The 24,018-nt window shown below is 69.4% G+C and carries 26 protein-coding genes; 16 read left to right on the top strand and 10 right to left on the bottom strand.

Annotation, left to right across the window (positions count from 1 at the left end; all coding sequences use genetic code 11):
• The first annotated feature begins 55 nt into the window (after window positions 1–55).
• The 3 genes from ABGB14_RS21075 to ABGB14_RS21065 all read left to right on the top strand — a co-directional run bounded on the left by ABGB14_RS21075 (window position 56) and on the right by ABGB14_RS21065 (window position 1,874).
• Window positions 56–454 (top strand): peptidase inhibitor family I36 protein, encoded by a 399-nt coding sequence (locus ABGB14_RS21075; protein ID WP_347645505.1) that lies wholly within the window; start codon window positions 56–58, stop codon window positions 452–454.
• Between the two features lie 55 nt (window positions 455–509).
• Window positions 510–899 carry a peptidase inhibitor family I36 protein gene (locus tag ABGB14_RS21070; protein ID WP_347645504.1) on the top strand — a complete coding sequence of 130 codons (390 nt, stop codon included), beginning with the start codon at window positions 510–512 and terminating at the stop codon, window positions 897–899.
• A gap of 81 nt (window positions 900–980) precedes the next feature.
• On the top strand, window positions 981–1,874 hold the full coding sequence (locus ABGB14_RS21065; RefSeq protein WP_347645503.1) for a hypothetical protein: 894 nt from the start codon (window positions 981–983) through the stop codon (window positions 1,872–1,874).
• 87 nt (window positions 1,875–1,961) lie between these two features.
• Here the strand turns inward: ABGB14_RS21065 and ABGB14_RS21060 are convergent, their stop codons facing one another.
• The 3 genes from ABGB14_RS21060 to ABGB14_RS21050 are packed head-to-tail and all read right to left on the bottom strand — an operon-like array spanning window position 1,962 to window position 3,750.
• A complete protein-coding gene (locus ABGB14_RS21060) occupies window positions 1,962–3,050 on the bottom strand; it encodes a Zn-dependent alcohol dehydrogenase (RefSeq protein ID WP_347645502.1) in 1,089 nt (362 codons plus the stop codon).
• A gap of 59 nt (window positions 3,051–3,109) precedes the next feature.
• Window positions 3,110–3,301, bottom strand: coding sequence for a ferredoxin (locus ABGB14_RS21055; RefSeq protein WP_347645501.1), 192 nt, complete (start codon window positions 3,299–3,301; stop codon window positions 3,110–3,112).
• Window positions 3,298–3,750: a pyridoxamine 5'-phosphate oxidase family protein gene (locus tag ABGB14_RS21050; protein WP_347645500.1), complete on the bottom strand. Its 453-nt coding sequence runs from the start codon at window positions 3,748–3,750 to the stop codon at window positions 3,298–3,300. Before ABGB14_RS21050 ends, ABGB14_RS21055 begins: the two co-directional genes overlap by 4 nt.
• Before the next feature lie 85 nt (window positions 3,751–3,835).
• Here ABGB14_RS21050 and ABGB14_RS21045 point away from each other — a divergent pair, with 85 nt between their 5' ends.
• Complete coding sequence (locus tag ABGB14_RS21045) at window positions 3,836–4,465, top strand: class I SAM-dependent methyltransferase (RefSeq protein WP_347645549.1); 630 nt, start codon at window positions 3,836–3,838, stop codon at window positions 4,463–4,465.
• Here the strand turns inward: ABGB14_RS21045 and ABGB14_RS21040 are convergent.
• The 5 genes from ABGB14_RS21040 to ABGB14_RS21020 form a co-directional block, all read right to left on the bottom strand.
• Window positions 4,462–5,784: an MFS transporter gene (locus ABGB14_RS21040; protein ID WP_347645499.1), complete on the bottom strand. Its 1,323-nt coding sequence runs from the start codon at window positions 5,782–5,784 to the stop codon at window positions 4,462–4,464. The genes ABGB14_RS21045 and ABGB14_RS21040 overlap by 4 nt on opposite strands.
• Window positions 5,785–5,895: 111 nt before the next feature.
• Complete coding sequence (locus ABGB14_RS21035; protein ID WP_347645498.1) at window positions 5,896–6,891, bottom strand: DUF1702 family protein; 996 nt, start codon at window positions 6,889–6,891, stop codon at window positions 5,896–5,898.
• Window positions 6,892–7,022: 131 nt separating this feature from the next.
• On the bottom strand, window positions 7,023–8,105 hold the full coding sequence (locus tag ABGB14_RS21030) for a prenyltransferase (protein WP_347645497.1): 1,083 nt from the start codon (window positions 8,103–8,105) through the stop codon (window positions 7,023–7,025).
• Entirely contained in the window at window positions 8,102–8,812 is a 711-nt protein-coding gene (locus tag ABGB14_RS21025) for a methyltransferase domain-containing protein (protein WP_347645496.1), read from the bottom strand. Before ABGB14_RS21025 ends, ABGB14_RS21030 begins: the two co-directional genes overlap by 4 nt.
• A gap of 41 nt (window positions 8,813–8,853) precedes the next feature.
• Entirely contained in the window at window positions 8,854–10,098 is a 1,245-nt protein-coding gene (locus ABGB14_RS21020) for a glycosyltransferase family 4 protein (protein WP_347645495.1), read from the bottom strand.
• Window positions 10,099–10,347: 249 nt separating this feature from the next.
• Here ABGB14_RS21020 and ABGB14_RS21015 point away from each other — a divergent pair, with 249 nt between their 5' ends.
• Window positions 10,348–11,379: a GDP-mannose 4,6-dehydratase gene (locus ABGB14_RS21015; protein WP_347645494.1), complete on the top strand. Its 1,032-nt coding sequence runs from the start codon at window positions 10,348–10,350 to the stop codon at window positions 11,377–11,379.
• Window positions 11,380–11,635: 256 nt separating this feature from the next.
• On the opposite strand, the gene ABGB14_RS21010 is transcribed toward ABGB14_RS21015, so the two are convergent.
• On the bottom strand, window positions 11,636–12,490 hold the full coding sequence (locus tag ABGB14_RS21010; RefSeq protein WP_347645493.1) for an AraC family transcriptional regulator: 855 nt from the start codon (window positions 12,488–12,490) through the stop codon (window positions 11,636–11,638).
• A 59-nt stretch (window positions 12,491–12,549) separates the two neighbouring features.
• Between ABGB14_RS21010 and ABGB14_RS21005 the strand changes: the two genes are divergently transcribed.
• From ABGB14_RS21005 to ABGB14_RS20980, 6 genes are all read left to right on the top strand, one after another.
• Entirely contained in the window at window positions 12,550–13,128 is a 579-nt protein-coding gene (locus ABGB14_RS21005; protein ID WP_347645492.1) for a helix-turn-helix domain-containing protein, read from the top strand.
• Window positions 13,121–13,954 carry an SRPBCC domain-containing protein gene (locus ABGB14_RS21000; protein WP_347645491.1) on the top strand — a complete coding sequence of 278 codons (834 nt, stop codon included), beginning with the start codon at window positions 13,121–13,123 and terminating at the stop codon, window positions 13,952–13,954. Before ABGB14_RS21005 ends, ABGB14_RS21000 begins: the two co-directional genes overlap by 8 nt.
• 53 nt (window positions 13,955–14,007) lie before the next feature.
• Window positions 14,008–14,418 (top strand): DUF2000 domain-containing protein, encoded by a 411-nt coding sequence (locus tag ABGB14_RS20995; protein ID WP_347645490.1) that lies wholly within the window; start codon window positions 14,008–14,010, stop codon window positions 14,416–14,418.
• 153 nt (window positions 14,419–14,571) lie between these two features.
• The gene (locus ABGB14_RS20990) at window positions 14,572–14,952 is read left to right on the top strand and encodes an SgcJ/EcaC family oxidoreductase (protein WP_347645489.1); all 381 of its coding nucleotides are present in this window, start codon (window positions 14,572–14,574) and stop codon (window positions 14,950–14,952) included.
• Between the two features lie 155 nt (window positions 14,953–15,107).
• Window positions 15,108–15,926, top strand: coding sequence for a hypothetical protein (locus ABGB14_RS20985; RefSeq protein WP_347645488.1), 819 nt, complete (start codon window positions 15,108–15,110; stop codon window positions 15,924–15,926).
• 205 nt (window positions 15,927–16,131) lie between these two features.
• The gene (locus ABGB14_RS20980; protein WP_347645487.1) at window positions 16,132–17,013 is read left to right on the top strand and encodes a hypothetical protein; all 882 of its coding nucleotides are present in this window, start codon (window positions 16,132–16,134) and stop codon (window positions 17,011–17,013) included.
• Between the two features lie 66 nt (window positions 17,014–17,079).
• Here the strand turns inward: ABGB14_RS20980 and ABGB14_RS20975 are convergent, their stop codons facing one another.
• Window positions 17,080–18,264 carry a cytochrome P450 gene (locus tag ABGB14_RS20975; RefSeq protein WP_347645486.1) on the bottom strand — a complete coding sequence of 395 codons (1,185 nt, stop codon included), beginning with the start codon at window positions 18,262–18,264 and terminating at the stop codon, window positions 17,080–17,082.
• A 365-nt stretch (window positions 18,265–18,629) separates the two neighbouring features.
• Between ABGB14_RS20975 and ABGB14_RS20970 the strand changes: the two genes are divergently transcribed.
• The 5 genes from ABGB14_RS20970 to ABGB14_RS20950 are packed head-to-tail and all read left to right on the top strand — an operon-like array spanning window position 18,630 to window position 24,017.
• Window positions 18,630–19,475, top strand: coding sequence for a fumarylacetoacetate hydrolase family protein (locus tag ABGB14_RS20970; RefSeq protein WP_347645485.1), 846 nt, complete (start codon window positions 18,630–18,632; stop codon window positions 19,473–19,475).
• On the top strand, window positions 19,472–20,764 hold the full coding sequence (locus ABGB14_RS20965; protein ID WP_347645484.1) for an enolase C-terminal domain-like protein: 1,293 nt from the start codon (window positions 19,472–19,474) through the stop codon (window positions 20,762–20,764). Before ABGB14_RS20970 ends, ABGB14_RS20965 begins: the two co-directional genes overlap by 4 nt.
• Complete coding sequence (locus ABGB14_RS20960; RefSeq protein WP_347645483.1) at window positions 20,761–21,492, top strand: SDR family oxidoreductase; 732 nt, start codon at window positions 20,761–20,763, stop codon at window positions 21,490–21,492. The genes ABGB14_RS20965 and ABGB14_RS20960 overlap by 4 nt, the downstream gene beginning before the upstream one ends.
• Window positions 21,493–21,513: 21 nt before the next feature.
• A complete protein-coding gene (locus tag ABGB14_RS20955; RefSeq protein ID WP_347645482.1) occupies window positions 21,514–22,536 on the top strand; it encodes a sugar ABC transporter substrate-binding protein in 1,023 nt (340 codons plus the stop codon).
• Entirely contained in the window at window positions 22,536–24,017 is a 1,482-nt protein-coding gene (locus ABGB14_RS20950) for a sugar ABC transporter ATP-binding protein (RefSeq protein WP_347645481.1), read from the top strand. Before ABGB14_RS20955 ends, ABGB14_RS20950 begins: the two co-directional genes overlap by 1 nt.
• Window position 24,018 lies beyond the last annotated feature (1 nt).

Raw genomic sequence — 24,018 nt, 5'->3', positions numbered from 1 at the left:
GTCCGTCAAGGTTCGAGTCGGGCTCTGGCATGTGTACACAGTGGAAAGGACGTTCATGAAGAAGGTTGTAGTCGGTTCTTTGCTTGCGGCGGTTGCCGTGGTGGGGGCGCCTGGGGTGGCGGCGGTGCACGCCGATTCCCGGTCGTCGTCGGCTGCGGGGTCCTTCTGTCTATACGAGCATGACAACTACAAGGGCGGCGCGGCCTGTTTCAAAACAGGTGACGGAGACCTGAGGAACAATCGATGGTACGGCACCAGTCGGTCGGTCAACAACGGTGCGAGCTCGATGAAGAACCAGACCAGATACTACGTTCACCTGAACGACAGCAGGAGCGATAACCTGTCGGACTACATCGCCAGGCCGTATTCCGTGGACGCGGACCTGACGAAGAACTCCGGACAGAAGTCGTTCGACAACAAGGCCAGCAAGGTCGTCTTCCGCAATTACGGATGAGGAATATCGCTTCACTGGCCGGACGAGGTACGGCCAATAAGCGGAAAGGGTGTTCATGAAGAAGGTTGTGGCCGGCTCTTTGCTGGCTGTGGTCGCCGTGGTGGGGGCGCCTGGGGTCGCGGCGGTGCACGCCGATTCCCGGTCGTCGTCGGCTGCGGGGTCCATCTGTCTTTACGAGCATGACAACTACAAGGGCGGCCGGGCCTGTTTCAGCAAGAGCGACAGTAACCTGGCGAACAACCGATGGGGCGGTACCTACCGGTCCGTCTACAACGGTGCCAGTTCTATGAAGAACAACACCGGATACAACGTCCACCTGTGGAGCGGCCGGTTTCACTCGGGCACGTCCTACCGGGCGAAGCCGTACTCCTCTGACGCCGACCTGACGAAGAACTCCGGCAACCCGTCGTTCGACAACAACGCCGAATCGTTGGAGATCGGCTAGGCCGTGTGGACCAGTGCGTGAAAGCGGGCCCGTTCCTTCCCCATCGGACGGGCCCGCTCCGGCGCCATCAAGGAGCTACGGATGCGTTGGCGTTCGGTGACGGTTGTCTGTTGTGCGCTGTTCCTCGCCGGGTGCGGTGACCAGAGCCGCGAGGGTGAGGCGGTGGCCGCTCTGCCCGCCGGTCCCGAGGCCAGGGCGCTGCGCCTGCCGCTGGACGCGTACAGGGTGAGCGCTGATGAGTCCGCCATGCTCGACCATGCCGCGGACACGCTGGTCGAGACCTGCATGCGCGGCAAGGGCGTGCCCTGGACCAGGTTGCCCCGGTTCCACGTCGATGACGCTCTCCACCGCAGACGGTACGGGGTCATCGAGGAGGAGGCGGCGAAGCGATTCGGCTACCATCCCGTGCGTGACCCGGGGGAACTGCGGAAAGAGCAGGCCTGGCAGGCGCGCGACGACAGGCTCACCTCGGAGGAGCACGTCGCCGCCTACGGCGAGGACGGCAAGAGCGGTTGCATGAGGGACGGTTACGTCCGGGTCAACCAAGGAGCCGCCGAAGGAGAAAGCCGCGCGCTGAGAAGGCTCGACCAGGAGTCCTACGACGCCTCCGCGAAGCATCCGGATGTGCTCTCCGCGTTTCGGAAGTGGAGCGCGTGCATGCGCGAGCAGGGATTCTCCTACTCCGATCCGGCCGAGGCGGTGGGTGACCCCCGGTGGCGGACTCCCGCTCCGACCGGCGACGAGATCCGCACCGCCGGTGCCGACGTACGGTGCAAGAAGCGCTCAAGCCTGGTCGCGGTCTGGTCAGGGGTGGAACGCGAGTTGCAGGAACGCGGCCTGCGAGAGCACCGCGATCAATTCGCGGCTCTCGCGGACGGGAAGTCCCGGTGGCTGGAGGACGCCGAGTCCATCATCTCCCGGCGCCTTCCGAGCCAGGAACCCTCCAGCGGTGGTGCCGGACAGTCGGTCCAATGACCCCGACGTGGAAGGATACGGATTATCCTTCCACGGCCAGAAGCTGCGTGAAAGTGCCCTGGTCGCCAACAGGGCCGGATGGGGTCGTCAGTCCATGATGACGATCTGGCGCAGGACCTCGCCGCCGCGCAGGGCCGCGACCGCGTCGTTCAGGTCGGCCAGGCGGATGCGCGAGCTGATCATGGATTCCAGGTCGAGCTTGCCGGCCTTGTGGAGCTTGGCGAAATAGGGGAAGTCGTGGCGGACGTCCGCCTCGCCGTACAGGCTGGACAGCAGGTTCTTGCCCTCGAACAGCAGGCTGAACGCCGAGATCGACACCATGTCGTCCGTCGCGCCCGCGCCGACCACGACGACGTCGCCGCCCGCCCGCGTGACCTGCCAGGCGCTCTGGATGGTGGCCGACTTGCCGACGACCTCGAACCCGTAGTCGAAGCCCGCGCCGCCGGTGAGCTCGCCAACCGCCTCGGGGACCTGCTCGGGCGTCACCGCGTGCGTGGCCCCGACCTTCCTGGCCAGCTCGTGCTTGGACTCCAGCGGGTCGACCGCGAGGATCGTGCGCGCGCCGGAGAGCCGGGCGCCCTGGATGACGGACAGGCCGACGCCGCCGCAGCCGATCACCGCGACCGTGGAGCCGGGGCGGACCTTGGCGGTGTTGATCGCGGCGCCCACGCCGGTCGTGATGCCGCAGCCGATCAGGGCCGCCGCCTCCCACGACACGTCGTCGTCGATCTTGATGGCGCCCTGCCACGGCACGATGATCTCCTCGGCCCAGGTGCCGCACCCCGCCATCCCGAACACCGTCGCCTCGTCGCCGCCGAGCCGGAAGTTGCCCTTGCTGAAGGACTCGATCACGTACTTCATGCACAGGTACGGCTGGCCGCCCACGCACAGGTCGCACTCCTGGCAGGCCGGGCGCCAGCTGATGACGACGTGGTCGCCCGGCTTGACGGAGGTGACGTGCTCGCCCACCTCGACGACCTCGCCCGCACCCTCGTGGCCGGGGACGAGCGGCACGGGCTGCGGGAGCACGCCGCTCATGGCCGACAGGTCCGAGTGGCAGACGCCCGTGGCCCTGACGCGCACGCGTACGTCCGACGGCCCGACGGGGGCCAGGGTGACGTCGTCGCGGATGTCGAGCTTGTCGTTGCCTACGGCGTGCAGGATCGCGGCGCGCATGTGGAGTCCTCCTCGGTGGGACGTGTGCGGGGTGCTGGGGGCGGTGAACCCCCATCGGGCTATTCCTCCAGCGAAAGGGCGGCCTTGGGGCAGGACCGCACCGCGTGGCGGACGCGGTCCTGCATCTCGGGCGGTGGTGCGGGCAACAGGATGTGCAGCCGGTCGTCGTCGTCCACCTCGAACACCTCGGGCGCGAGGCCCATGCACACGGCGTTGGCCTCGCAGACCAGCTCATCGACGGTGATTCTCATGTGAGCCTCCTGTGATCCCATGAGACCACTTTGGTGCGCTCGACGACGTACGCGACCCGTTTGAGCCCGGTCTTCTCGACGTACGGGCGCAGAAGCTCGTCCGGCACGCCGGGTGTCGTCCTGCGGGCGACCGTCATGCCGACGTCCATGACGCGGTCGCGGTCGTCGAGGCGTTCGGCTCTGCCGTAGACCAGGACGCCGCGCAGCTCGTCGTAGGCGTCGCCGGTCTCGACGAGGCAGGTCACCCGGGGATCGCGGGCGAGGTTGCGGGCCTTCTGCGATTTGGCGTAGGTCCAGAAGGCGATCCGTCCCTCGGAGAGCCCGTAGAACATGGTCACCAGGTGCGGCGTGCCGTCCCTGTTGATGGTGGCCAGCTGCAGCTTGCTTGCGGCCTCCAGGAAGGCGGTGACGTCGTCGTCGGACATCGCGATGCGAGCGCGCTGATTCACGTTGCAAGTAGAACAGGTTGCAGAAGGACCGGGCAAGAGCCCGACGGAATGTTATTCGGTTCGGCTAGGGTGCATACCCATGACCATGCCGCAAGAGCTGCTCCGCGCGGCCGAGCACGCCAAGGGATTCATGCCGCCGGAAGAGGGGATCGCCCTCTTCGAGACGGCCCTCCGCTACGGCCCGCTCGGCCCCATCTGCGAGATCGGCACCTACTGCGGCAAGTCGGCGATCTACCTCGGCGCGGCGGCCAGGCAGGCGAGGTCCGTGGTCGTCACCGTCGACCACCACCGGGGCTCCGAGGAGATCCAGCCGGGCTGGGCCCACCACGACCCCACTCTGGTCGACCTCCGGTTCGGCAAGATGGACTCCCTGCCGACGTTCAGGGCCACGATCGCGGCGGCGGGCCTGGAGGACGAGGTGATCGCGGTGGTCGGGAGGTCGGAGCGGGTCGCCGGGCTCTGGAACACCCCGCTCGGCATGGCGTTCATCGACGGCGGCCACTCCGACGAGCCGGTGACCCTCGACTACGAGGGCTGGGCGCCGCACGTGATGGAGGGCGGCGCGCTGGCCTTCCATGACATCCATCCCGACCCGGCCGACGGCGGGCAGGGCCCCTACCGGGTCTACCGGCGGGCGCTGGCGTCGGGCGCGTTCGCCGAGGTGGCGGTGCACGGCTCGCTCCGCGTGCTGGAGCGCGTCGGCCAGGGCATCTAGACGCGCGACCGTGCGCTTTCCCCCGCGGCTTCCGCGCCGGTCCGCGTCTCGGGCGTCGTGAGCGCCACCGCGAGCGCCACGAGGGCGACGACCAGCAGGTAACAGCCCGGCGCCACCGGCGTCCCCGTGACGTCGACCAGCCAGGTGGAGACGAACGGGGCCGTACCGCCGAAGAGCGCGAGGGCCGCGTTGTAGCTGATGGCGGCGCCCGTGACGCGGGTCGCCGGCGGGAGCAGCTCGACGAAGAAGGTGTAGCTGCCGCCTCCGTACGCGCACAGCGCCGCCGCGAGTAGGAGTTGCCCGGCCACCGCTGCGGCCAGGGACCCGCTCGAGACCAGGAGGAACGCCGGCACGCTGACCACCGCGACCGCCGCGGCACCGGCGACCAGCATCGGCCTGCGGCCGAACGCGTCGGAGAGCCTGCCGCCGATCGGCAGCAGCACGGTGAAGGAGAGCAGCGCGACGGCGTTGGCCACGAGCGACTCCAGCAGGCTCAGCCGGGCGACCGTCTGCAGGGAGGTGACGAAATAGCCGACGAGGACGTAGAAGCCGAGCCCGGACAGGGCCATGACGGCGAAGATCTGCCCCAGCCGGGTCCCGTTCCCGCGCAGGCTGCCGCGCACGGGATGGCGCTCGATCGTGTTGTCCCGCTCCAGCTCGCGGAACACCGGGCTCTCCTCGGTACGCCCGCGGACGTAGACGCCGGCCAGGGAGAGCGGCAGGGCGACCAGGAACGGCACGCGCCAGCCCCACGAGGCGTACGCCGCGTCGGACAGCACTCCGGAGACCGCCATGATGAACACCAGAGCGAGCACGGACGCCGCCCCCGTGGCCGCGACCGAGACGGCGATCCACGTGCCGCGGCGCTCGAACGGAGCGTGTTCGAGCACGAACGAGGGCGCGCCGACCGCCTCACCGCCCGCGGAGAACCCCTGCACCAGCCGGCACACGACCAGCAGGACGGGCGCCACGGTCCCGGCGGCCGCATACGTCGGCAGCAACCCGATCAGCGCGGTCGCGACGCCCATGCACATGAGCGTCGCGTAGAGGACGGCCCGCCGCCCTGCGCGGTCGGCCAGCGCGCCGAAGAAGACGCCGCCGAGCGGCCGGGCCACGAAGGCGACACCGTACACGGCGAAGACCGACAGGAGGCTCGCCACCGGGTTCGTGCCAGGGAAGAACGCCTCGGCGACGGCCACGGCCGAGAAGCCGTAGATCGCGAAGTCGTAGAACTCGACGAACTGGCCGGTGCCGGCGCCGATGAGCACCCGCCGCTGCGCCGCGGTCGTGCCGCCGGGGCTGATGAAGTCGCGGATCAAGAGAGGGCTGTTTCCCTTCGGCCTGCTGGTCAGACCGAGAAGGCTAGCGCGTGCGGACCCGGAACTCGCGCCGGTCGTCAGCCACGGGAGGGCCGGCGCGGGTGCCGGTGGTCAGGTGCGCAGGCGGTGGGTCCACGAGCGGCGGATCTGTGCCTGCCAGCCGCGGAAGTCCTCGTGCGTGTGCGCCTCGTGCCCGAGCGCGATGAGCGCCCGGTCGGTCCACGAGGCCGCCTCCTCCGCGTCGGTGCCGGCCAGGATCGGCACGGCCCGCGCCGCGTGGCCGGGCAGCTCTCCCGAACGCAGCCGCGCGGCCACGGCGAACGCGCAGCCCTGTGCCAGGTGTGCCCGGAACCCGTCGGCGCCCGCGTGCTCGGCCAGCCACCACAACTCGTCGGTCTCGGCCCCGCCCGTGTAGGTGGCGGCGAACCCGATCCCGCTCCACAGGTCGGCCCGCCGCCCCGCGGGGAACCCGGCGATCCTGGCGGCGAGGTCGCCGGCCGAGGCGCCGTCGTGGTACCACAGCAGCCGCCCCAGCCCCTGGTCGAACACGGCGCAGTGGGCCCTGGTGAGCAGGTCGGGCATCATCCGCTCGCCCACCATCCGGTCCGCCCTGGCCAGGCTCCACTGGAACCCGAACCCGTCGACGGCGAGCCAGCGCAGCAGCGGATGGGCGCGCCGGGCGCCCCTGACGGGCCGCAGCCGCAGCAGCGCGTACCCGCGGCCGGCGCCGAGGTAGGCGGCGTGGCGGTGGTGCTGGGCGGGGCCGGCCAGTAGCTCGTGAAGGCGCCGGCCCCGGGTCAGCGTGAGAAGGTCGAGGACGGTGCAGGCGGAAGCGGCCCCTTCGTAGCCGAAGGGCCGCTGCTCAGCCGACATTTCCTCGATCTTCTCGACTTCTCGCGACATCACCGCGTTGAAGCCGAATACGTACGACTTTTCGGCATCGGTGAATTCAGTCGGAGAAGCTCCGTCTCTGAGCCGGAACCTTCGCCGGCCCAGATCGGAATCCCGTGCGTCTTTGGCCAGGAACCTCCGCCATCCGCGCGCCGGAGACAGTGTCGGCTCGGTCCTGACCTGGTCCAAGAACGTTGTTGTGCCCGTGTCGCCCACGCTTCCCCCGAAGACGTCTCGTACCGGCCACTGACGAAGCTAGTTACCCCATTGGGCCTTTCATCGGCGGCGCACCGGATTTCCCCGGCAAAGAACCCGCAAAAGGCCTTGTGGACCGCCGAAGTACCAGGTCAGACGCCTTCGCCGGGGAACCCCTCGGTCACCGGGGGAGGCAGGAGCCGGCCTGTCCCGGCGGCGCAGCCGCAGGCATCCGGGTCGAACACGGACGTATCCGCGATGTCGCGGAACAGCCCGGACCCCGGCGAGATCCCCATCAGCGCGTCGGCCGCCAGGACGACCGCCGCCGCGGTGTAGCCGGACCGCTCGTGCGGGAAGTGCTTGCGGTTGGCGTACTGCCACCCCGTCCAGTACGAGCCGTCCTCGTGCCGCAGATGTTGCACGTCGGCGAAGAGCGCGGCCGCCCGGTCCCGATCGCCCAGCGCGTCGAGCGTCAGCACCAGCTCGCACGTCTCCGCCCCCGTCACCCACGGCTGGTCGGACACGCACCTGATGCCGAGCCCCGGCACCACGAATGTCGCCCACTCGCGCTCCAGCAACTCGTACGCCTGCCGCCCGCGCACCGCGCCGCCCAGCACCGGGTAGTACCAGTCCATGGAGAAGCGGCTCTTGTCCGCGAACGCCTCGGGATGCGCCGCCAGCACGTGCGCCAGCCGGTCGGCTGCCAGCTCCCAGTGGGGCTGCGGGTCGCCCAGCTGGTCGGCGAGCAGCACGCCGCAGCGCAGCCCCTGGTGGATGGAGGAGCAGCCGGTGAGCAGCGCGTACGCCGAGGGCCTGCCCTGCGCGTCGCGCTCCCAGGCGATCTCGCCCCGCTCGGTCTGCAGCCCCGCCACGTAGTCGAGCGCGGCCTTGACCATGGGCCAGCTCTCCTCGGTGAAGCGCCGGTCAGCGGTGACGAGATGGTGGTGCCAGACGCCGGCGGCGACGTAGGCGGCGTGGTTGGTCTCGCCGCCCAGCTCCGCGGGCACGCCGTCGACCAGCTTCATCGGCCATGAGCCGTCGGCGCGCTGGTGGCGGGCCAGCCAGGCGTAGCCGCGACGTACCGGCTCGGCCAGTCCGGCGACGGACATCGCCATCAGGCACTCGATGTGGTTCCACGCGTCGACGTGGCCCTCCGGCCACGGCACGCCGCCGTCGTCCTGCTGCATCGCCGCGATGCTCTCGGCCGTACGCACGACCTCCGCGTGGGAGATCATGGCTTCCGGACGTAGAGGACCACGCTCTTGCCGATGACCGGGTTGAGCACGGCCTCGGCGATCCTGGTGGCGGCAGGGCGTTTCATGATGTCCCAGACCAGCAACTCGTGGTAGGCCTTGGCGAGCGGGTGGTCGTCGTTGTTGACGCCGACCGCGCACTTGATCCACCAGTAGGGCGCGTGCAGGCCGTGGGCGTGGTGGTGCGGGCCGATCACGAAGCCGGCGGACTTCAGCTTGGCCGACAGCTCCGCCAGCGTGTAGATGCGCACGTGGCCGCCCGGGGCCGTGTGATAGTCCTCGTCCAGCGCCCAGCAGATGCGTTCGGGCAGGAAGCTCGGCACGGTCACCGCGGCCGTGCCGCCGGGCCGCAGCACGCGGAAGATCTCACGCATGGCCGCCATGTCGTCCGGGATGTGCTCCAGCACCTCGGCGGCGATGACGCGGTCGAAGGCGGCGTCCTCGAACGGCATGTCGAGCGCCGTGCCCTGGACGGTCTCCCCTGCGCCGCCCTCGGGCACCTCGCCCGCCTTGTCCATGGCCGCGAACATGGCCGCCACGCTGTCCAGCTCCGCCTGATCCATGTCGAACGCGGTCACGTCCGCGCCCCGGCGGAGCACCTCGAAGGCGTGCCTGCCGCCGCCGCACCCCAGGTCGAGCACGCGTACGCCGGGACCGACGGGAAGCCGGGCGAAGTCCACGGTCAGCACTTGTCGCTTCTCCTCGTGATCGAGTGGTGATCGAGTGGTGATCAGCTCGCGCGGGCCGCGATGGCCTCGCGGTAGGCCTCGACGGTCCTCTTGGCCACGACGTGCCAGGTGTAGCGCTCCATGACGCGGTCGTATCCGGCTCTGCCGACGCGTTCGCGCTCATCGGGGGAGTCGTGCAGGCGGCGCAGCACCGCGGCCAGCTCCTCGGCGTCGCCCGGCGGCACCTGCACGGCCGCGTCGCCCACGACCTCGGGCAGGGCGCCGGTGCGGCTGGCCACCAGGGGCGTGCCGCAGGCCATGTGCTCGACGGCGGGCAGCGAGAAGCCTTCATAGAGCGAGGGCACGACGGAGATCTCCGAGGTGGCGATCAGCTCGCCCAGCTCGTCGTCGGAGATGCCGTGCACGAAGCGCACGCGGTCCTGCAGCGACAGCTCCTGCACGAGCTGCTCGGTGGGGCCGCCGGGGGTGGGCCGGCTGACGACGGTGAGGTTGACGTCCCGTTCGGTGGCCAGCTTCGCCACGGCTCTGAGCAGCGTGGCGACGCCTTTCATCGGCGAGTCGGCGCTGGCGACCGCCACGATGGACCCTTTGCGCTTGGTTTTGCCGGGACGTGGGTGGAAATAGCGGGTGTCGACGCCGAGGGGGATCAGGCGCATGTTGGCCTGGGGGACGTTGAAGTCGCGGTGGATGTCGGCCAGCGACGACTCGCTGACGGTCAGGATCGGGCTCAGCCGGGGAGCGACGCGGGCCTGCATCTTGACGAACGCGTACCAGCGGCGCATGGTCAGCTTCTTCGTGCCGCGGGCGGCTTCGAGCTCGATGCGGCGGTCGACGCTGATCGGGTGGTGGATGGTGCCGACGACGGGGAACAACTTCTGGATGCCCAGCAGGCCGTAGCCGAGGGTCTGGTTGTCCTGCACGACGTCGAAGTCGCCGACGCGCTTCTTCAGCTCGCGGTAGGCCCGCATGGTGAACGTCAGCGGCTCGGGGAACCCGGCCGTCCACATGGTGCCGACCTCGAGCCAGTCGATCCAGTCACGGAATTCGTGCAGCTTGGGCGTTCTGAAGGGGTCTTCGTCGCGGTAGAGGTCGAGGCTGGGCACCTCGCGCAGGATGACGCCGTCGTCGAGCTCGGGGTAGGGCTGGCCGGAGAACACCTCGACGTGGTGCCCGAGTGCGACGAGTTCACGGCTCAGGTGGCGGAGGTAGACGCCCTGGCCACCGCAGGTGGGTTTGCTGCGGTAGGACAGCAGCGCGATCCGCAGCGTTCGCTCCCGCACGGACACCCCTTTCTCGCCGGTAAGGCCCGGAGACGGGCGTGTACCGTAAAGATGACCTTAGTGCGAGAAGGCTACCATTCGGTAGGTTGCCGAGAATTGTTCACAGTGGCCCTCACAGGCCGTGCGAACTGCGAAGTTGCAGTAACCGAGCGTGGTTCGGTGGAACGCGTTCTAGGTGGCTTGATGCCCCATCAGGGCGCTTAGCTGTACATTCCCGTCCCAAAGGGACGCGGGACGCGATCGTTGGAGGACCCCTTGGCCAGGCGCGCTCTGATCACCGGCATCACCGGCCAGGACGGCTCCTACTTGGCGGAGCACCTGCTGGAGCAGGGCTACGAGGTCTGGGGGCTGGCCCGGGGACAGGCGAACCCGCGGGTGTCCAGAATGCGCAAGCTGCTCGCCGACGTACGCGTGGTGCGGGGCGACCTGCTCGACCAGGGTTCGCTGATCTCCGCGGTGGAACGCGTCCAGCCGGACGAGGTCTACAACCTGGGCGCGATCTCGTTCGTGCCCATGTCGTGGGAGCAGGCCGAGCTCACGGCCGAGGTGACCGGGATGGGCGTGTTGCGGATGCTTGAGGCGATCCGCGTGTGCTCGGGCGTGTCGCGGGGCGGCGGGGGTGCCGGCTCCTCCGGACAGATCCGCTTTTATCAGGCTTCATCCTCCGAAATGTTTGGCCAGGTCAGCGAGACCCCGCAGACCGAGAGCACCTCGTTCCACCCGCGCTCGCCGTACGGGGTGGCGAAGGCGTACGGGCACTTCCTCACCCAGAACTACCGCGAGTCGTACGGGATGTTCGCGGTGTCCGGAATCCTGTTCAACCACGAGTCGCCGCGGCGGGGGGCCGAGTTCGTCACCAGGAAGGTGTCGCTCGGGGTGGCCAGGATCAAGCTGGGGCTGGCCACGCAGCTGCGCCTCGGCAACCTGGAGGCCCGGCGCGACTGGGGCTTCGCCGGCGACTACGTCAAGGCGATGCACCTGATGCTGCGGGCCGCCAGCCCCGAGGACTACGTGATCGGGACCGGGCGGATGAAGTCGGTCAGGGAGCTGGCGGAGGCGGCGTTCGCGGCCGCGGGGCTCGACTGGGAGCGCCACGTCGTGACCGACCAGGCGCTGCACCGGCCGGCCGAGGTCGACCTGCTCTGCGCCGACCCGAAGAAGGCGCGCACGCAGCTGGGGTGGGAGCCGAAGGTGTCCTTCGACGAGCTCGTCGCCATGATGGTCGACTCCGACCTGCGCCTCCTCACCGACGGCGGCGACCCCGATCAGGACTCTTCCTGGCCGTAGGCCGTTTTCCTCCTTTACGGCTTTCCTCCTTTACGGCACTGCCAAGGCCCGCCAGTCGCCGTCGTCGGCTCGCCTCTGTCCAGGGGAACGGCCTCTGACCGTTCAGTGGCGCGCCGCCGTTACGGCGCGCACGTTCACCGTGGACGTGGTTGTCCGGCACCGGCCGCCGCCCGTGGCACGGTTGCCCCGGTCCGCGCGGTCACCGTCGGCGTGGCCGCCTCCTGGCCCGGCGCGCTGTTCTCGACCGCTTCATCGTTCACCCCTGGTCGCCGTTCTCGCCGGGCCCCGCGGGGTGGACGGCTCGGCGGTAGGTGCCTGGGGTCAGGCCGAAGTAGCGGGTGAACCAGCGGGTCAGGTGGCTCTGGTCGGCGAAGCCCGTCGTGGTGGCGGCCTCGCTGATGGGGACGCCGTCGGCGATCAGCGCGCGGGCGGTCCTGAGCCGTAGCTGGCGCTGGTAGTCGCTCGGCGGCAGGCCGTACTCGGCGTGGAAGGCGCGGTAGACCGTGTAGCGGCTGGCGCCGGTGGCGCGGGCCAGGTCGTCGATGGTCAGATCGTCCAGCGGGCGGTCGTGAAGGAGCTGCCTGGCCTGTCGCGCCACCCGCGCCGATCGTCCCGCCAGGCCCGCCGGGTGGATCGGGCGGGTGGCGGCGCGGCGTACGAGCTGGGTGATCGTCGTCGTGAGCAGCTCGTCGCGGCGCAGCGACGGGGCCTCGCCGAGCAGGGCGCTGTGCAGGACGCGCAGCGTGCCCGCCAGGGCGGGGTCGTCGACCACGGGCTCGGTGAAGAGCGGCAGGCCCGTCAGGCGGCCCGTAGCGTCCGTCAGGGTGCCGGAGACGAGCTCGGGGCCGATGTGCACCATCCGGTAGGTGAACCCGAGGGCGTCGGTGGCGTGGCCGTCGTGCGGGTCCTCGGGATTGAAGGCCATGATCATGCCCGCCGCGCTGGTGTGCGCCGAACCCCGGCAGGTGAACGACTGCGCGCCGGTCTCCGTGACCCCGAACGAGTAGGTCTCGTGGCTGTGCCGGTGGTAGACGTGCCGTTCGAAGTGGGCGTGCATGACCTCGAGCGGGCGGTCGGGTGAGCGCCAGTAGCGCGACCAGTCCTGCGCCATGCCTCCATTCTCCCTCCTTATTGACAAGAAGGATTTTTACGTAAAGGATAGTTTTTGCAATGAGGGACATCCTGTACCTGGAAGAGATCGAGCAGGCCGAGGCGCTGCTCAAGCCGCAGCGCGTGGAGGTGCTGCGGCAGCTGGCCGAGCCGCGCACCTGCTCGCAGGTCGCCGAACGGCTCGGGCAGACGCCGCAGCGGGTCTACTACCACGTCAAGCGGCTGGTCGACGCCGGTCTCGTCGACCTGGTGTCCGAGCGCAAGGTCCGCGGGATCAGCGAGGGCATCTACCAGGCGGGCGCGCGGTCGTACTGGCTGTCGCCGCGCCTGGTGGGCCGGATCGGGCTGCGCAAGGCACGCGACGAGCTGAGCCTCGGCTACCTGCTCGACCTCGTGGAAGAGGTGCAGGCCGACATCGCGGCGCTCGACAGGACCGCGCCCGAGCTGCCGTCACTCGGCCTGTCGGGAGAGATCCACGTGCGCCAGGAGAACCGGCACCAGTTCATGACCGAGCTGCAGGCCATGCTGCAGGACCTGTTCACCCGGTACGGCGGAGCCGAAGGTGACGCCTTCAAGATCGCCGTTGCCTGCTACCCCAAGACCACGGACCACCCAGAGGAAGAGCGAGACGATGACTGAGCCCATGATCATCCGTGTCCGCGTCCAGGCGCCGCTCAAGACGGTCAGGCACGCCCTCACCGACCCGGCCGCGCTGCGCGTCTGGCTGGGCGAGCACGCCGAGGTGGCGCTGCCCGCCACCTTCGGGTTCTGGGGGCGCACCATCCCCGAAGGCGACGCGCCGCACCAGCGGCCGCTGCACGCCGACGAGCGCACCCTGCGGTTCGCCTGGCTGCTCGACGGCGAGGAGACGACCACCGAGTTCACGCTGGAGGAGGACGGCGACGCGACCATCGTGTCGGTGTCCCAGACGCACTTCGACTTCCAGGACGTGATCACCGGCAAGAGCATCAGGGGCGTGCTGCAGACGTTCTGGTGCTGCGCGCTCGCCAACCTGGCCGAGCACCTCGAAGGGCGCGAGCTCACGCCGCGGATCGACTTCTCCACTTCGGAGATGCGGGCCCGGATCACGATCGACGCCTCGCCGGCCGACGTGTTCGACTCGCTGACCGACTCGGAGGCGGTGACGCGGTGGTTCGGCTATCCCATCGACATCGAGCCGTACGTCGGCGGGCGCTTCGCCATGGGCGGGCTGGCCAACGACCCCAGCCCGGCCAAGATCGTCGAACTCGAGCCCGGACGCAAGCTCTCCGTCGACTGGGGCGCCGCGGGGGTCGGCATGTGGGAACTGGAGGGCTCCGGCGGCAAGACGCGGCTGACGCTGGTGCAGAGCGGGTTCGACGAGGGGCGGCCTCCGTACGCGGCGTGGGGCGGCTTCCTGTCGGGGCTCGCGGAGCTGCGGCGCTACCACGAGGTGCCCGACTGGCAGCCGATGTTCCTGCCGTAGGTCGCGCACGAGCGTTCAAGACCTGGCCGGGCGGTGACGTCGAGACTTCAGCCATGCGATTCGATACCAAGATCGGCATTGTGGTGCGCGCGGATCTGGCCGCGTGGCAGAAGCTCAACGTCACCGCCTTCCTGTCCGGCGCGGTCGCGGGCGGGGTGCCGGAGACCATGGGAGAGCCGTACGAGGACGGGTCGGGCAACGCGTACCTGCCGATGATCCGGCAGCCGGTGCTGATCTACGCGGCTGATCTGACGCAGCTGCGGGCCGTCAGGGAGAAGGCGATGGCGCGGCAGATGGACGTGGCCGTCTACATCGAGGAGATGTTCAAGACCGGGCACGACGCCGACAACCGGGCGGCCGTACGCGCTGTGGAGGCGGAGGAGCTGGCGCTGGTGGGCGTGGCGGTCCACGGGCCGAAGAACGGCGTGGACAAGGTGCTCAAGGGCCTCTCCCTGCACCCCTGACCGCTCGCTCGTCTCCCGGGCTTGACCTTCACATGGATGTGACGCCCTAACGTCGGCGCGGACAGGCATCATCCAGCGAAGGGGTCGTCCCATGCCACTCCCAATCGGAGCAGGTCCGTCATCCGGCCAGGCGGGGACGAGAGGTGACGGTCGGTGACCGGCCTCACAGGCACGAGCCCCGCGCACGACGTCGTCAGGGAGACACTGGACCGGTGGCGGCGCGCGTTCGACGACCGGTCGGTGGCCGAGATGGTCTCGCTGTTCGTCGAGGACGCGCTGTTCCAGGGCATCAGCCCCCGGCTGCGGGCCGGCAGGGCCGAGATCGCCGAGTACTACGGCGACGCCGGGGAGGGAACTCGGGCGACCGTACAGGTGCTGGAGGCGCAGCGGCTGGGCGACGGACTCGTGGGGGGTTTCGCGGACGTGACCTTCACCGCCCGCGCCGGCGAGACCTTTCCCATCCGCCTGTCGGTCGTCATCCGGCACCGCGAGGACGCCTGGCTGATCAGCCAGTACCACGCGGCGGCCCGCTGACGCGTCACCGACGAGGCACCGCGTCGTACGGTGAAGCGCGTGGCGGCCGGGCCGGCCCGGGCAGCGGGCCCGAAGAGCGGCGGACAGCGCGGCCCCATCCACAGAACGTGGTTCGGTACGTCGGCGACCCGGGCCCGTGGAGCACCCTTGGCGGCATGCAGCAGCCATCCCGCACCGCCTCCCTGATCGTCCGGGCCGCCAGGATCACTCGGGCGGTGCCGCAGGCCGTCGTGTGCCGCCGGACGGCCGCCCACATCTGGGGCGCGAGCGTGCTGACCGCTCCGCAAGCCGACTGGCCCGTCGAGCTGGCCGCTCCCGCCCACCTGGCGCTCCCCGGTTGCGTCACCTACCTGACTTCGCTCCCCGGCGCGGACGTCACCGCGCACAAGGGCGTCCGACTCACCACCATGGAACGCACGGCTCTCGACTGCGCCCGCTGGTTGCCGCGCATGGACGCCGTAGCGGTCCTCGACCAGCTGGCCCGCAAGGGCGTCGACATGGACGCCCTGTGGCACCGGCCGCTCACCCCCTGGCACCTGCGAGACCTCCTGACCCTCGCCGACCCGGGCGCCCGCTCGCCCCGGGAGAGCTGGCTGCGGGTCATCCTGGTCGACGGCGGCCTGCCCCGGCCTGCCGCCCAGATCAGGGCCGAACTGGGCGACGGCCGGCTGGCCTACCTCGACCTGGGCTGGGAGGAGTTCAAGGTCGCCGTTGAATACGACGGCCAAGGCCACCACACCTCGCCCGCCGACCAACGACACGACGGCGACCGGAGGGAAGACCTGCGGCGGTCGGGCTGGCGGGTGATCATCGTCCGGGGAGACGTCATCCCCGGCCGGATCCCCGCCCTGCTGCGGCATGTCTCCGAGGTCCTGCTGGAGCGCGGCTGGCATCCCGGTCCAGGCGGCACCGAACGCATCCTGCGCCGCATTCGAGCCGCCCACCACAAGTCCCGCTACCGCCCCGGCCGGTGAGACGTCCGGACCGCGTGCGCGAAGAAGGCGCCGGCAGATGGACGTGGCCGTCCCACCGAGCTTGTACGACGGCGCACGACACCGGCGAGCGGGCGGCCGTACGAGCTGCGGAGGCGCCTGAAGCACGGGAACCAGCATCACTTATCGTGCTGGTGATGTAACACTTAGTGCCATGCCGTCCCCCCGACATGACACTCTGGTCAAGATGTTCGGCGACCGTCCGCAACTCGCCGTGGAGATCCTGCGCGACCTCATGGGTGTGCAACTGCCCGACACCCCGCTGATCCGGCAGGAGGAGCGGACCTTCAACACTCGCAACTCCGACGACATCGAAGTCGATCTGATCTTCACTCTGGGGCCACCGAACGAACCCGCACACGCCATCATCGTCGAAATCCAGCAGGGCACATCCAAAGATTCCCGGCAGCTCGCCCGCTACGCCGCCGCCACCTGGCTGCTCCTGGGGTGCGACGTCACTGTGCTGATCGTCTGTCCCGATCACAAGACCGCCGCACACTACGCGCGACCCATCGAGTCAGGGCTGACCGGCTACTGCCTGCTCCCCGTGGTGCTCGGGCCGGACGGGATACCGGCCATCACCGATCCCCAGCAGGCCGCAGCCAACCTCGACCTCGCCGCCATGTCCGTCATGATCCACGGCAACGACCGCAAAGTCGTCGAGGCGTTCGCCACAGCACTCGCCGACACCCATGACGAACACGCTCCGCAGTACTATGAATACGCCTACAGCATTGCCGCGCCCGAGATCCGCTGCCTCATGGAGGAGATCATGACGTCCACCACCTGGCCGGTCTACAGTCCTTTCGCTCGCGAGCATTTCGGTCGTGGCCTCGAAGAGGGCCAAGCCCAAGGCAAGGCAGAAGGCAAGGCAGAAGGCAGGGCGGAAGGCAGAGCGGAAGAGGCGGCCAGGATGGTGCTGCTGGTGCTGACCGCTCGCGGATTCGACGTCCCTGACGACACCCGTGCCCGGATCGTGACCTGCGCTGACTTGGCTCAGCTCGAGGACTGGGCCGTCCGTGCTGCCACCACCCAGACTCTCCATGACCTGTTCGGCGAACGTGGCTGATGTAGGGCCGGTGGATGTCTGGTTGTTCCGCCCGCGACCGTGTCCGTTGGTCCGTCCGTGACCGTGTCAGCCGATGGACACCGGGAGTTCTTTGATGCCGTTGATGAAGTTCGAGCGCAGCCGGCGGACCGGGCCGGTCTGGCGGAGGCGGGGGCGGCGGCGGGCGAGTTGTTCGAAGAGGATGCGGAGTTCCAGCTTGGCCAGGTGGTTGCCGAGGCAGAAGTGGGCGCCGCCGCCGCCGAAGCCGATGTGCGGGTTCGGGTCGCGGCCGATGTCGAAGACCTCGGCGTCGGGGAAGACCGTGGTGTCGCGGTTGGCGGAGGAGTAGAAGACCACGACCTTGTCGTCGGCCTTGATCTGCTGCCCGCCCAGCACCTGGTCGGTCGTCGAGGTGCGGCGGAAGAGGTTGACCGGGGAGACCCAGCGGACGATCTCGTCGGCGGCCGTCCTGGCGAGGGCGGGGTCGGCGACCAGCCGCTGCCACTGGTCGGGGTGCTCGAAGAGGGCGAGCATGCCACCCGAGGCGGCGTTGCGGGTGGTCTCGTTGCCCGCCACGACCAGGAGGAGAACGAACAGGTCGAATTCGTTCTCGTCGAGCGTCTCGCCCTGCTCGTCGGGCTGGATGAGCTTAGTGACGATGTCGTTCTTGGGGTTGGCCCGGCGTTGCGCCGCGAGCTGGTTGGCGTAGGCGTAGACCTCCATGGCGGCGGCGGAGCCCTCTTCGGGAGAGGCGGCGTAGTCGGGGTCCTGGGCGCCGATCATGCGGTTCGACCAGTTGAAGACCTTGTCGCGGTCGGCCACGGGCGCGCCGAGCAGCTCGCAGATCACATAGAGGGGCAGGGGCGCGGCCACTTCGGTGACGAAGTCGACCTCGCCGGAGCACTTGTCGAGCAGGTCGTCGCAGATGTCGCGGATGTGCTGTTCGAGGGCTCCGATCGTGCGCGGGGTGAAGCCCCGGTTGACCAGGGAACGCCGCCTCGTGTGCTCGGGCGGGTCCTGGTTGAGCATCATGTGCCGCTGGAGGGCGATCTGGTCGTCGGCCATCTCGTCGAACAGGGCCAGCCGCCGGTAGGAGGAGAAGAGGTCGGAGTGCCGTGAGACGTGGACGACCTCGTCGTACGTGGTGACGGCCCAGAAACCGGGATCACCGTCGTGCCAGTGGATCGGCGAGTTCGCGCGCAGCCAGGCCAGCTGGTCGTGCGGAGGGCCGGTGGTCGCGTAAACGTCCCTGTCGACGAGGTCGATGTGCACCCGGATCACCCTCTTGATCAAGCGCTTGGTTACGCGGTATTGAAACGTGTTCTATTACGACACTGTGCGGCCGTCAAGGAGACCTGTCCGCCAAGCCTTAGATCGTTCCTGGTGGGGCCGATGGGTGCTCGCACCGCCTTCCTTTCATGGTGCACGTTTTACCTCCGATGTTTAGGGCGGTGAAATTCTGGCTATGTGAACGTAGCCATCGGAGCGGTACCGCGTATCACAGCCCACGACCCTGCCCCGGGAATCTTCCACGAGTCACGTATCGGATGTATCGGATCGGTGCCCCTTGACATGCCCAGCACGCTCGCACGAGCATCAGAGGTTGAGACATCCGATGTATAGATGAAGGATGCGGTGTGAAGCTGCTGCGAGTAGGACCTGCCGGCCAGGAGCGGCCGGTGGTGCTGGATGACGCCGGGAAGCTGCGCGACATCGGGGAGCCCGAGATCGACGGCGCCTTCCTCGCCTCCGGGGGAGTGGCGCGCGTCCGCGAGGCGCTCGAACGCGGCGATCTGCCCGTCGTCGACGCCGAGGGGGTGCGGATCGGCGCCCCTCTCGCGCGCCCCGGCAAGATCGTCTGCATCGGCCTGAACTACAGCGACCACGCCGCCGAGTCCGGCGCCGAGGTGCCGGCCGAGCCGGTCGTTTTCATGAAGGCTTCCAGCACCATGATCGGACCTGATGACGAGGTACTGATCCCGCGGGGGAGCGTGAAGACCGACTGGGAGGTGGAGCTGGCCATCGTCATCGGCCAGGAGGCCCGCTATCTGGGCAGCGCGGAGGAGGCCCGAGGGGTGATCGCCGGCTACGCGATCTCCAACGACGTCTCCGAGCGCGAGTTCCAGCTCGAACGCGGTGGCCAGTGGGACAAGGGGAAGTCGTGCGAGACGTTCAACCCGTTCGGTCCCTGGCTGGTGACGGCCGACGAGGTGAGCGACCCGCAGCGGCTGCCCCTGCGCCTCTGGGTGAACGGCGAGCTGCGCCAGGACGGCGACACGAAGAACATGATCTTCGACGTGGCCGAGGTGGTGCGCTACCTGAGCCAGTTCATGGTCCTGGAGCCGGGCGACGTGATCAACACGGGGACGCCCGCCGGGGTGGCGATGGGGATGCCGGGCCAGCCGTACCTCCGGGCCGGTGACGTGATGGAGCTGGAGATCGAAGGGCTGGGCCGGCAGCGCCAGACGGTGGGCCAGGCATGAGCGGTTACCGCATCACCGGGATGAGGACGCACGACGTACGCTTCCCGACCTCGCGCGAGCTCGACGGCTCGGACGCGATGAACCCCGACCCCGACTACTCCGCCGCCTACGTCGTCCTCACGACCGACGACGGGCACGAGGGCCACGGGTTCGCGTTCACGATCGGGCGCGGCAACGACATCCAGACCGCGGCCATCACCGCGCTGGAGCCGTACGTCGTCGGCAAGGACGTCGAGGACCTCGGCGCCCTCTACCGCGACATGGTGAACGACTCGCAGCTGCGATGGCTGGGGCCGGAGAAGGGCGTCATGCACATGGCGATCTCCGCCGTGGTCAACGCCCTGTGGGACCTCAAGGCCAAGCGGGCGGGCAAGCCCTTGTGGCGGCTGCTGGCCGAGATGTCGCCCGAGGAGATCGTCGGCCTCATCGACTTCCGCTACCTGAGCGACGCACTGACCCAGGACGAAGCCCTCGAAATCCTGAAAAAGGCGGAAAAGGGGAAGGCTGAGCGCATCAGCCACCTGGTCGAGGCCGGCTACCCCGCCTACACGACCTCGCCCGGCTGGCTCGGCTACGACGACGAGAAGCTGCGCAGGCTCTGCAAGGAGGCCATCGATCAGGGCTTCGGGCAGATCAAGCTGAAGGTCGGCGCCGATCTCGACGACGACCGGCGCCGCTTCAGGGTGGCCCGCGAGGTGTGCGGGGCCGGCTACCCGATCGCGATCGACGCCAACCAGCGCTGGGACGTCGGCTCCGGCATCGCGTGGATCAACGCGCTGCGGGAGTTCGACCCGCACTGGGTCGAGGAGCCGACCAGCCCCGACGACGTGCTCGGCCACGCCGCCATCGCGCGGGGCATCGCGCCGATCCCGGTGGCCACCGGCGAGCACGTCCAGAACCGCATCGTGTTCAAGCAGCTGCTGCAGGCCGAGGCCGTCTCCTACGTGCAGATCGACTCGGCCCGCGTCGGCGGGGTCAACGAGAACCTCGCGATCTTGCTGCTCGCGGCCAACTTCGGCGTCCCGGTGTGCCCCCATGCGGGCGGCGTCGGGCTGTGCGAGCTGGTGCAGCACCTGTCGATGTTCGACTACGTGGCGGTCACCGGCTCCATGGACGGCCGCGTGATCGAGTACGTCGACCACCTGCACGAGCACTTCGTCGACCCCGTCGTCATCAGGAACGGCCGGTACGTCGCCCCGTCCGCGCCGGGCTTCAGCGCGGAGATGCACGCGGCGTCGATCGCCGCCCACACCTTCCCCGACGGCGAGGTCTGGAGGAACGCGTCGTGACGCTGAGAGCGATCGTGACCGGCGGCGGTTCCGGCATCGGCCTGGCCACGGCCGCCGAGCTGACCGGGCGCGGGATGAAGGTCGCCTGCCTCGACCTCAACCCGCCGGGCGAGCCGTACATCGGGATCAAGGCGGACGTCACCGACGACGCCGTGGTCAGGTCCGCGGTGGCCGAGGCGGCCGAGCGCCTGGGCGGCATCGACGTGCTGGTCAACAACGCGGGCGTCGGCGCTCAGGGGACCATCGAGGACAACCCGGACTCCGAGTGGCACAAGGTGTACGACATCAACGTGCTGGGCATGGTCCGGGTGGCGCGGGCGGCGCTGCCGTACCTCAGGAGGTCCGAGCATGCTGCCATCGTCAACGTCTGCTCGGTCGCGGCCACCGCGGGGCTGCCGAACCGGGCGCTCTACAGCGCGACCAAGGGCGCGGTGCAGTCGCTGACGCTCGCCATGGCCGCCGACCACATCCGCGAGGGCATCCGGGTCAACTGCGTCAACCCGGGCACCGCCGACACGCCGTGGGTCGCCCGGCTGCTCGACGCGGCCGACGATCCCGAGGCGGAGCGGGCGGCGCTGAACGCCAGGCAGCCCATGGGCCGCCTGGTCACCGCGGAGGAGGTCGCCGCGGCGATCGCCTACCTCGCGGGCCCGCAGGCGAGCGCCACCACCGGCACCGTGCTCGCGGTCGACGGCGGCATGCAGGGGTTGCGGCTCAGACCCAACTGATCGAGAAAGGTGACACCCCCCATGAAGCTCGGATCGGCGGTCGCGGCGGCGGCCCTGTTGACGATCGTCACCGCGTGTGGCTCAGGGACCGCGGCGGGAGGAGGGAACGGCGGCACCAAGATCGGCATCGATCACCCGCGCGCCGACTCCGACTTCTGGAACTCCTACATCAAGTACGTTCCGCAGATGGCGGGCGAGCTCAAGGTCGACCTCATGCCCGCCACCAACTCGCAGAACGACGTGGCGAAGCTGGTCAACAACGTGCAGGCGCTGATCGGCCAGGGGGCCAAGGTGATCGTCATGGCCCCGCAGGACACCGGCGCGGTCGCCAACACGCTGCAGCAGCTGGAGAACAAGAAGATCCCCGTCGTGACCGTCGACACCCGGCCGGACAAGGGCAAGGTCTACATGGTCGTACGGGCCGACAACCGCGCGTACGGCACCAAGGCGTGCGAGTTCCTCGGCGAGAAGCTCGGCGGCAAGGGCAAGGTCGTGCAACTCCAGGGCGCGCTCAGCTCGATCAACGGCCGTGACAGGTCGGAGGCGTTCCTGCAGTGCATGAAGGCCGAGTTCCCCGGCATCACGGTCTTCAGCGAGCCGACCGAATGGGAGGGCAGCAAGGCGGCGTCCATGTTGCAGACCCGCCTGGAGCAGAACCCCGACATCAAGGGGATCTACATGCACGCCGGAGGCGTGCACCTGGCCCCGACGTTGCAGGTGCTCAAGCAGAAGGGGCTGCTCGTGCCGCCGAGCGACCCCAAGCACATCTTCGTCGTCTCCAATGACGGCATCCCGCAGGAGTACGAGTCGATCCGCAAGGGGGACATCGACGCCACCGTCTCGCAGCCGGCCGACCTGTACGCGAAGTACGCGCTCTTCTACGCCAAGGCGGCGGTGGACGGCAAGACGTTCAAACCCGGTCCGACCGACCACGGCAGCACGATCATCCAGCTCCCGAACGGCCTGGAGGACCAGCTTCCCGCGCCGCTCGTGACGAAGGAGAACGTGGACGACAAGGGTCTCTGGGGCAACCAGGCCGGCTGATGAACCTTCATGTCGCAGCCCGGAACATCGTCAAGCGGTTCGGCCCCACCACCGCGCTCGACGGCGCGGGCATCGAGATCGCCGAGGGCGAGACCCGCGCGCTCGTCGGCAGGAACGGCGCCGGCAAGTCCACCCTGGTGTCGATCCTCACCGGGCTCCTGCGGCCCGACCAGGGCGACGTGCGGTTCTCGGGAGAGCCGGCCCCGCCCCTCGCCGACCGCGACGCCTGGCGGCGGCGCGTCGCCTGCGTCTACCAGCACTCGACGATCATCCCCGCGCTGTCGGTGGCCGAGAACCTCTTCCTCAACCGCCAGTCGGGCAGGGGCAGCGTGATCAGGTGGCGGGCGCTGCGGGACAGGGCGCGCGAGCTGCTGGACACGTACGAGGTGGACGTCGACGCGCAGGCGCTGGCCGCGGACCTCACCGTGGAGCAGCGCCAGCTCGTCGAGATCGCCCGCGCGCTGTCGTTCGGGGCCAGGTTCATCATCCTCGACGAGCCGACCGCGAGGCTGGACGGGCCGGCCATCGAGCGGTTGTTCGCCCGCATGCGCTCCCTCCGCGAGCAGGGCGTCACGATGATGTACATCTCCCACCACCTCGACGAGGTCTACGAGATCTGCCAGAGCGTCACGGTGTTCCGCGACGCCCGCCACATCGTGACCAGCCCGGTCGCCGACCTCCCGCACGACGAGCTGGTCGCCGCGATGACGGGGGAGGCCACGGTCGCGTACGCGTCCCGCTCGCGCACGCCCGGCGACACCGTCGTGCTGTCGGGCGCGGGCCTGTCGCTCGCCGGCCGCTACCAGGACGTCGACCTCTCGGTCAGATCCGGTGAGGTCGTCGGCCTGGCAGGCTCCGCGAGCAGCGGCAAGGTCGGCCTCGCCGAGACGCTGGTCGGGCTGCACACAGCCGATTCCGGCACCGTCACGGTCAACGGCAGGCGGATCCGGCCGGGCGACGTGCCCGCCGCGCTGCGGGCCGGGCTCGGCTGGGTGCCACAGGACCGCCACCGCGAGGGGTTCGTCCCGCGGCTGTCCGTGGGGGAGAACGCCACGTTCCCGATCGCCCGCAAGCTGGGGCGCTACGGCCTGGTGTCGCCGGCGCGCCGCAGGGCCAAGGCGGAGGAGATGATCGAAAGTTTGCACATCAAGACGGAAGGAGCCGATCAGCCGGTCGGCGACCTGTCCGGGGGCAACGCCCAGAAGGTGGTGTTCGCGCGGGCGCTCGTGGACGACCCGTCGGTACTGGTGGTGATCAACCCGACCGCGGGTGTCGACGTCAAGGCCAAGCAGGCGCTGCTGGGCGCCGTCGAGGACGCGGTAGAGCGGGGCGCGGGCGCCGTGGTCGTCTCCGACGAGCTCGACGACCTGCGCATCTGCGACAGGGTGCTGGTGATGTTCCACGGCAGGGTCGTCAGGGACATGCCGCGTGGCTGGACCGACCACGAGCTCGTGGCCGTGATGGAAGGCATGGAAGAGTGAC

This window comes from Nonomuraea sp. B10E15 (assembly GCF_039871615.1).
In the GTDB taxonomy this organism is placed as follows: Bacteria; Actinomycetota; Actinomycetes; order Streptosporangiales; family Streptosporangiaceae; genus Nonomuraea.
This window is presented reverse-complemented; position numbering and strand designations above follow the sequence as displayed.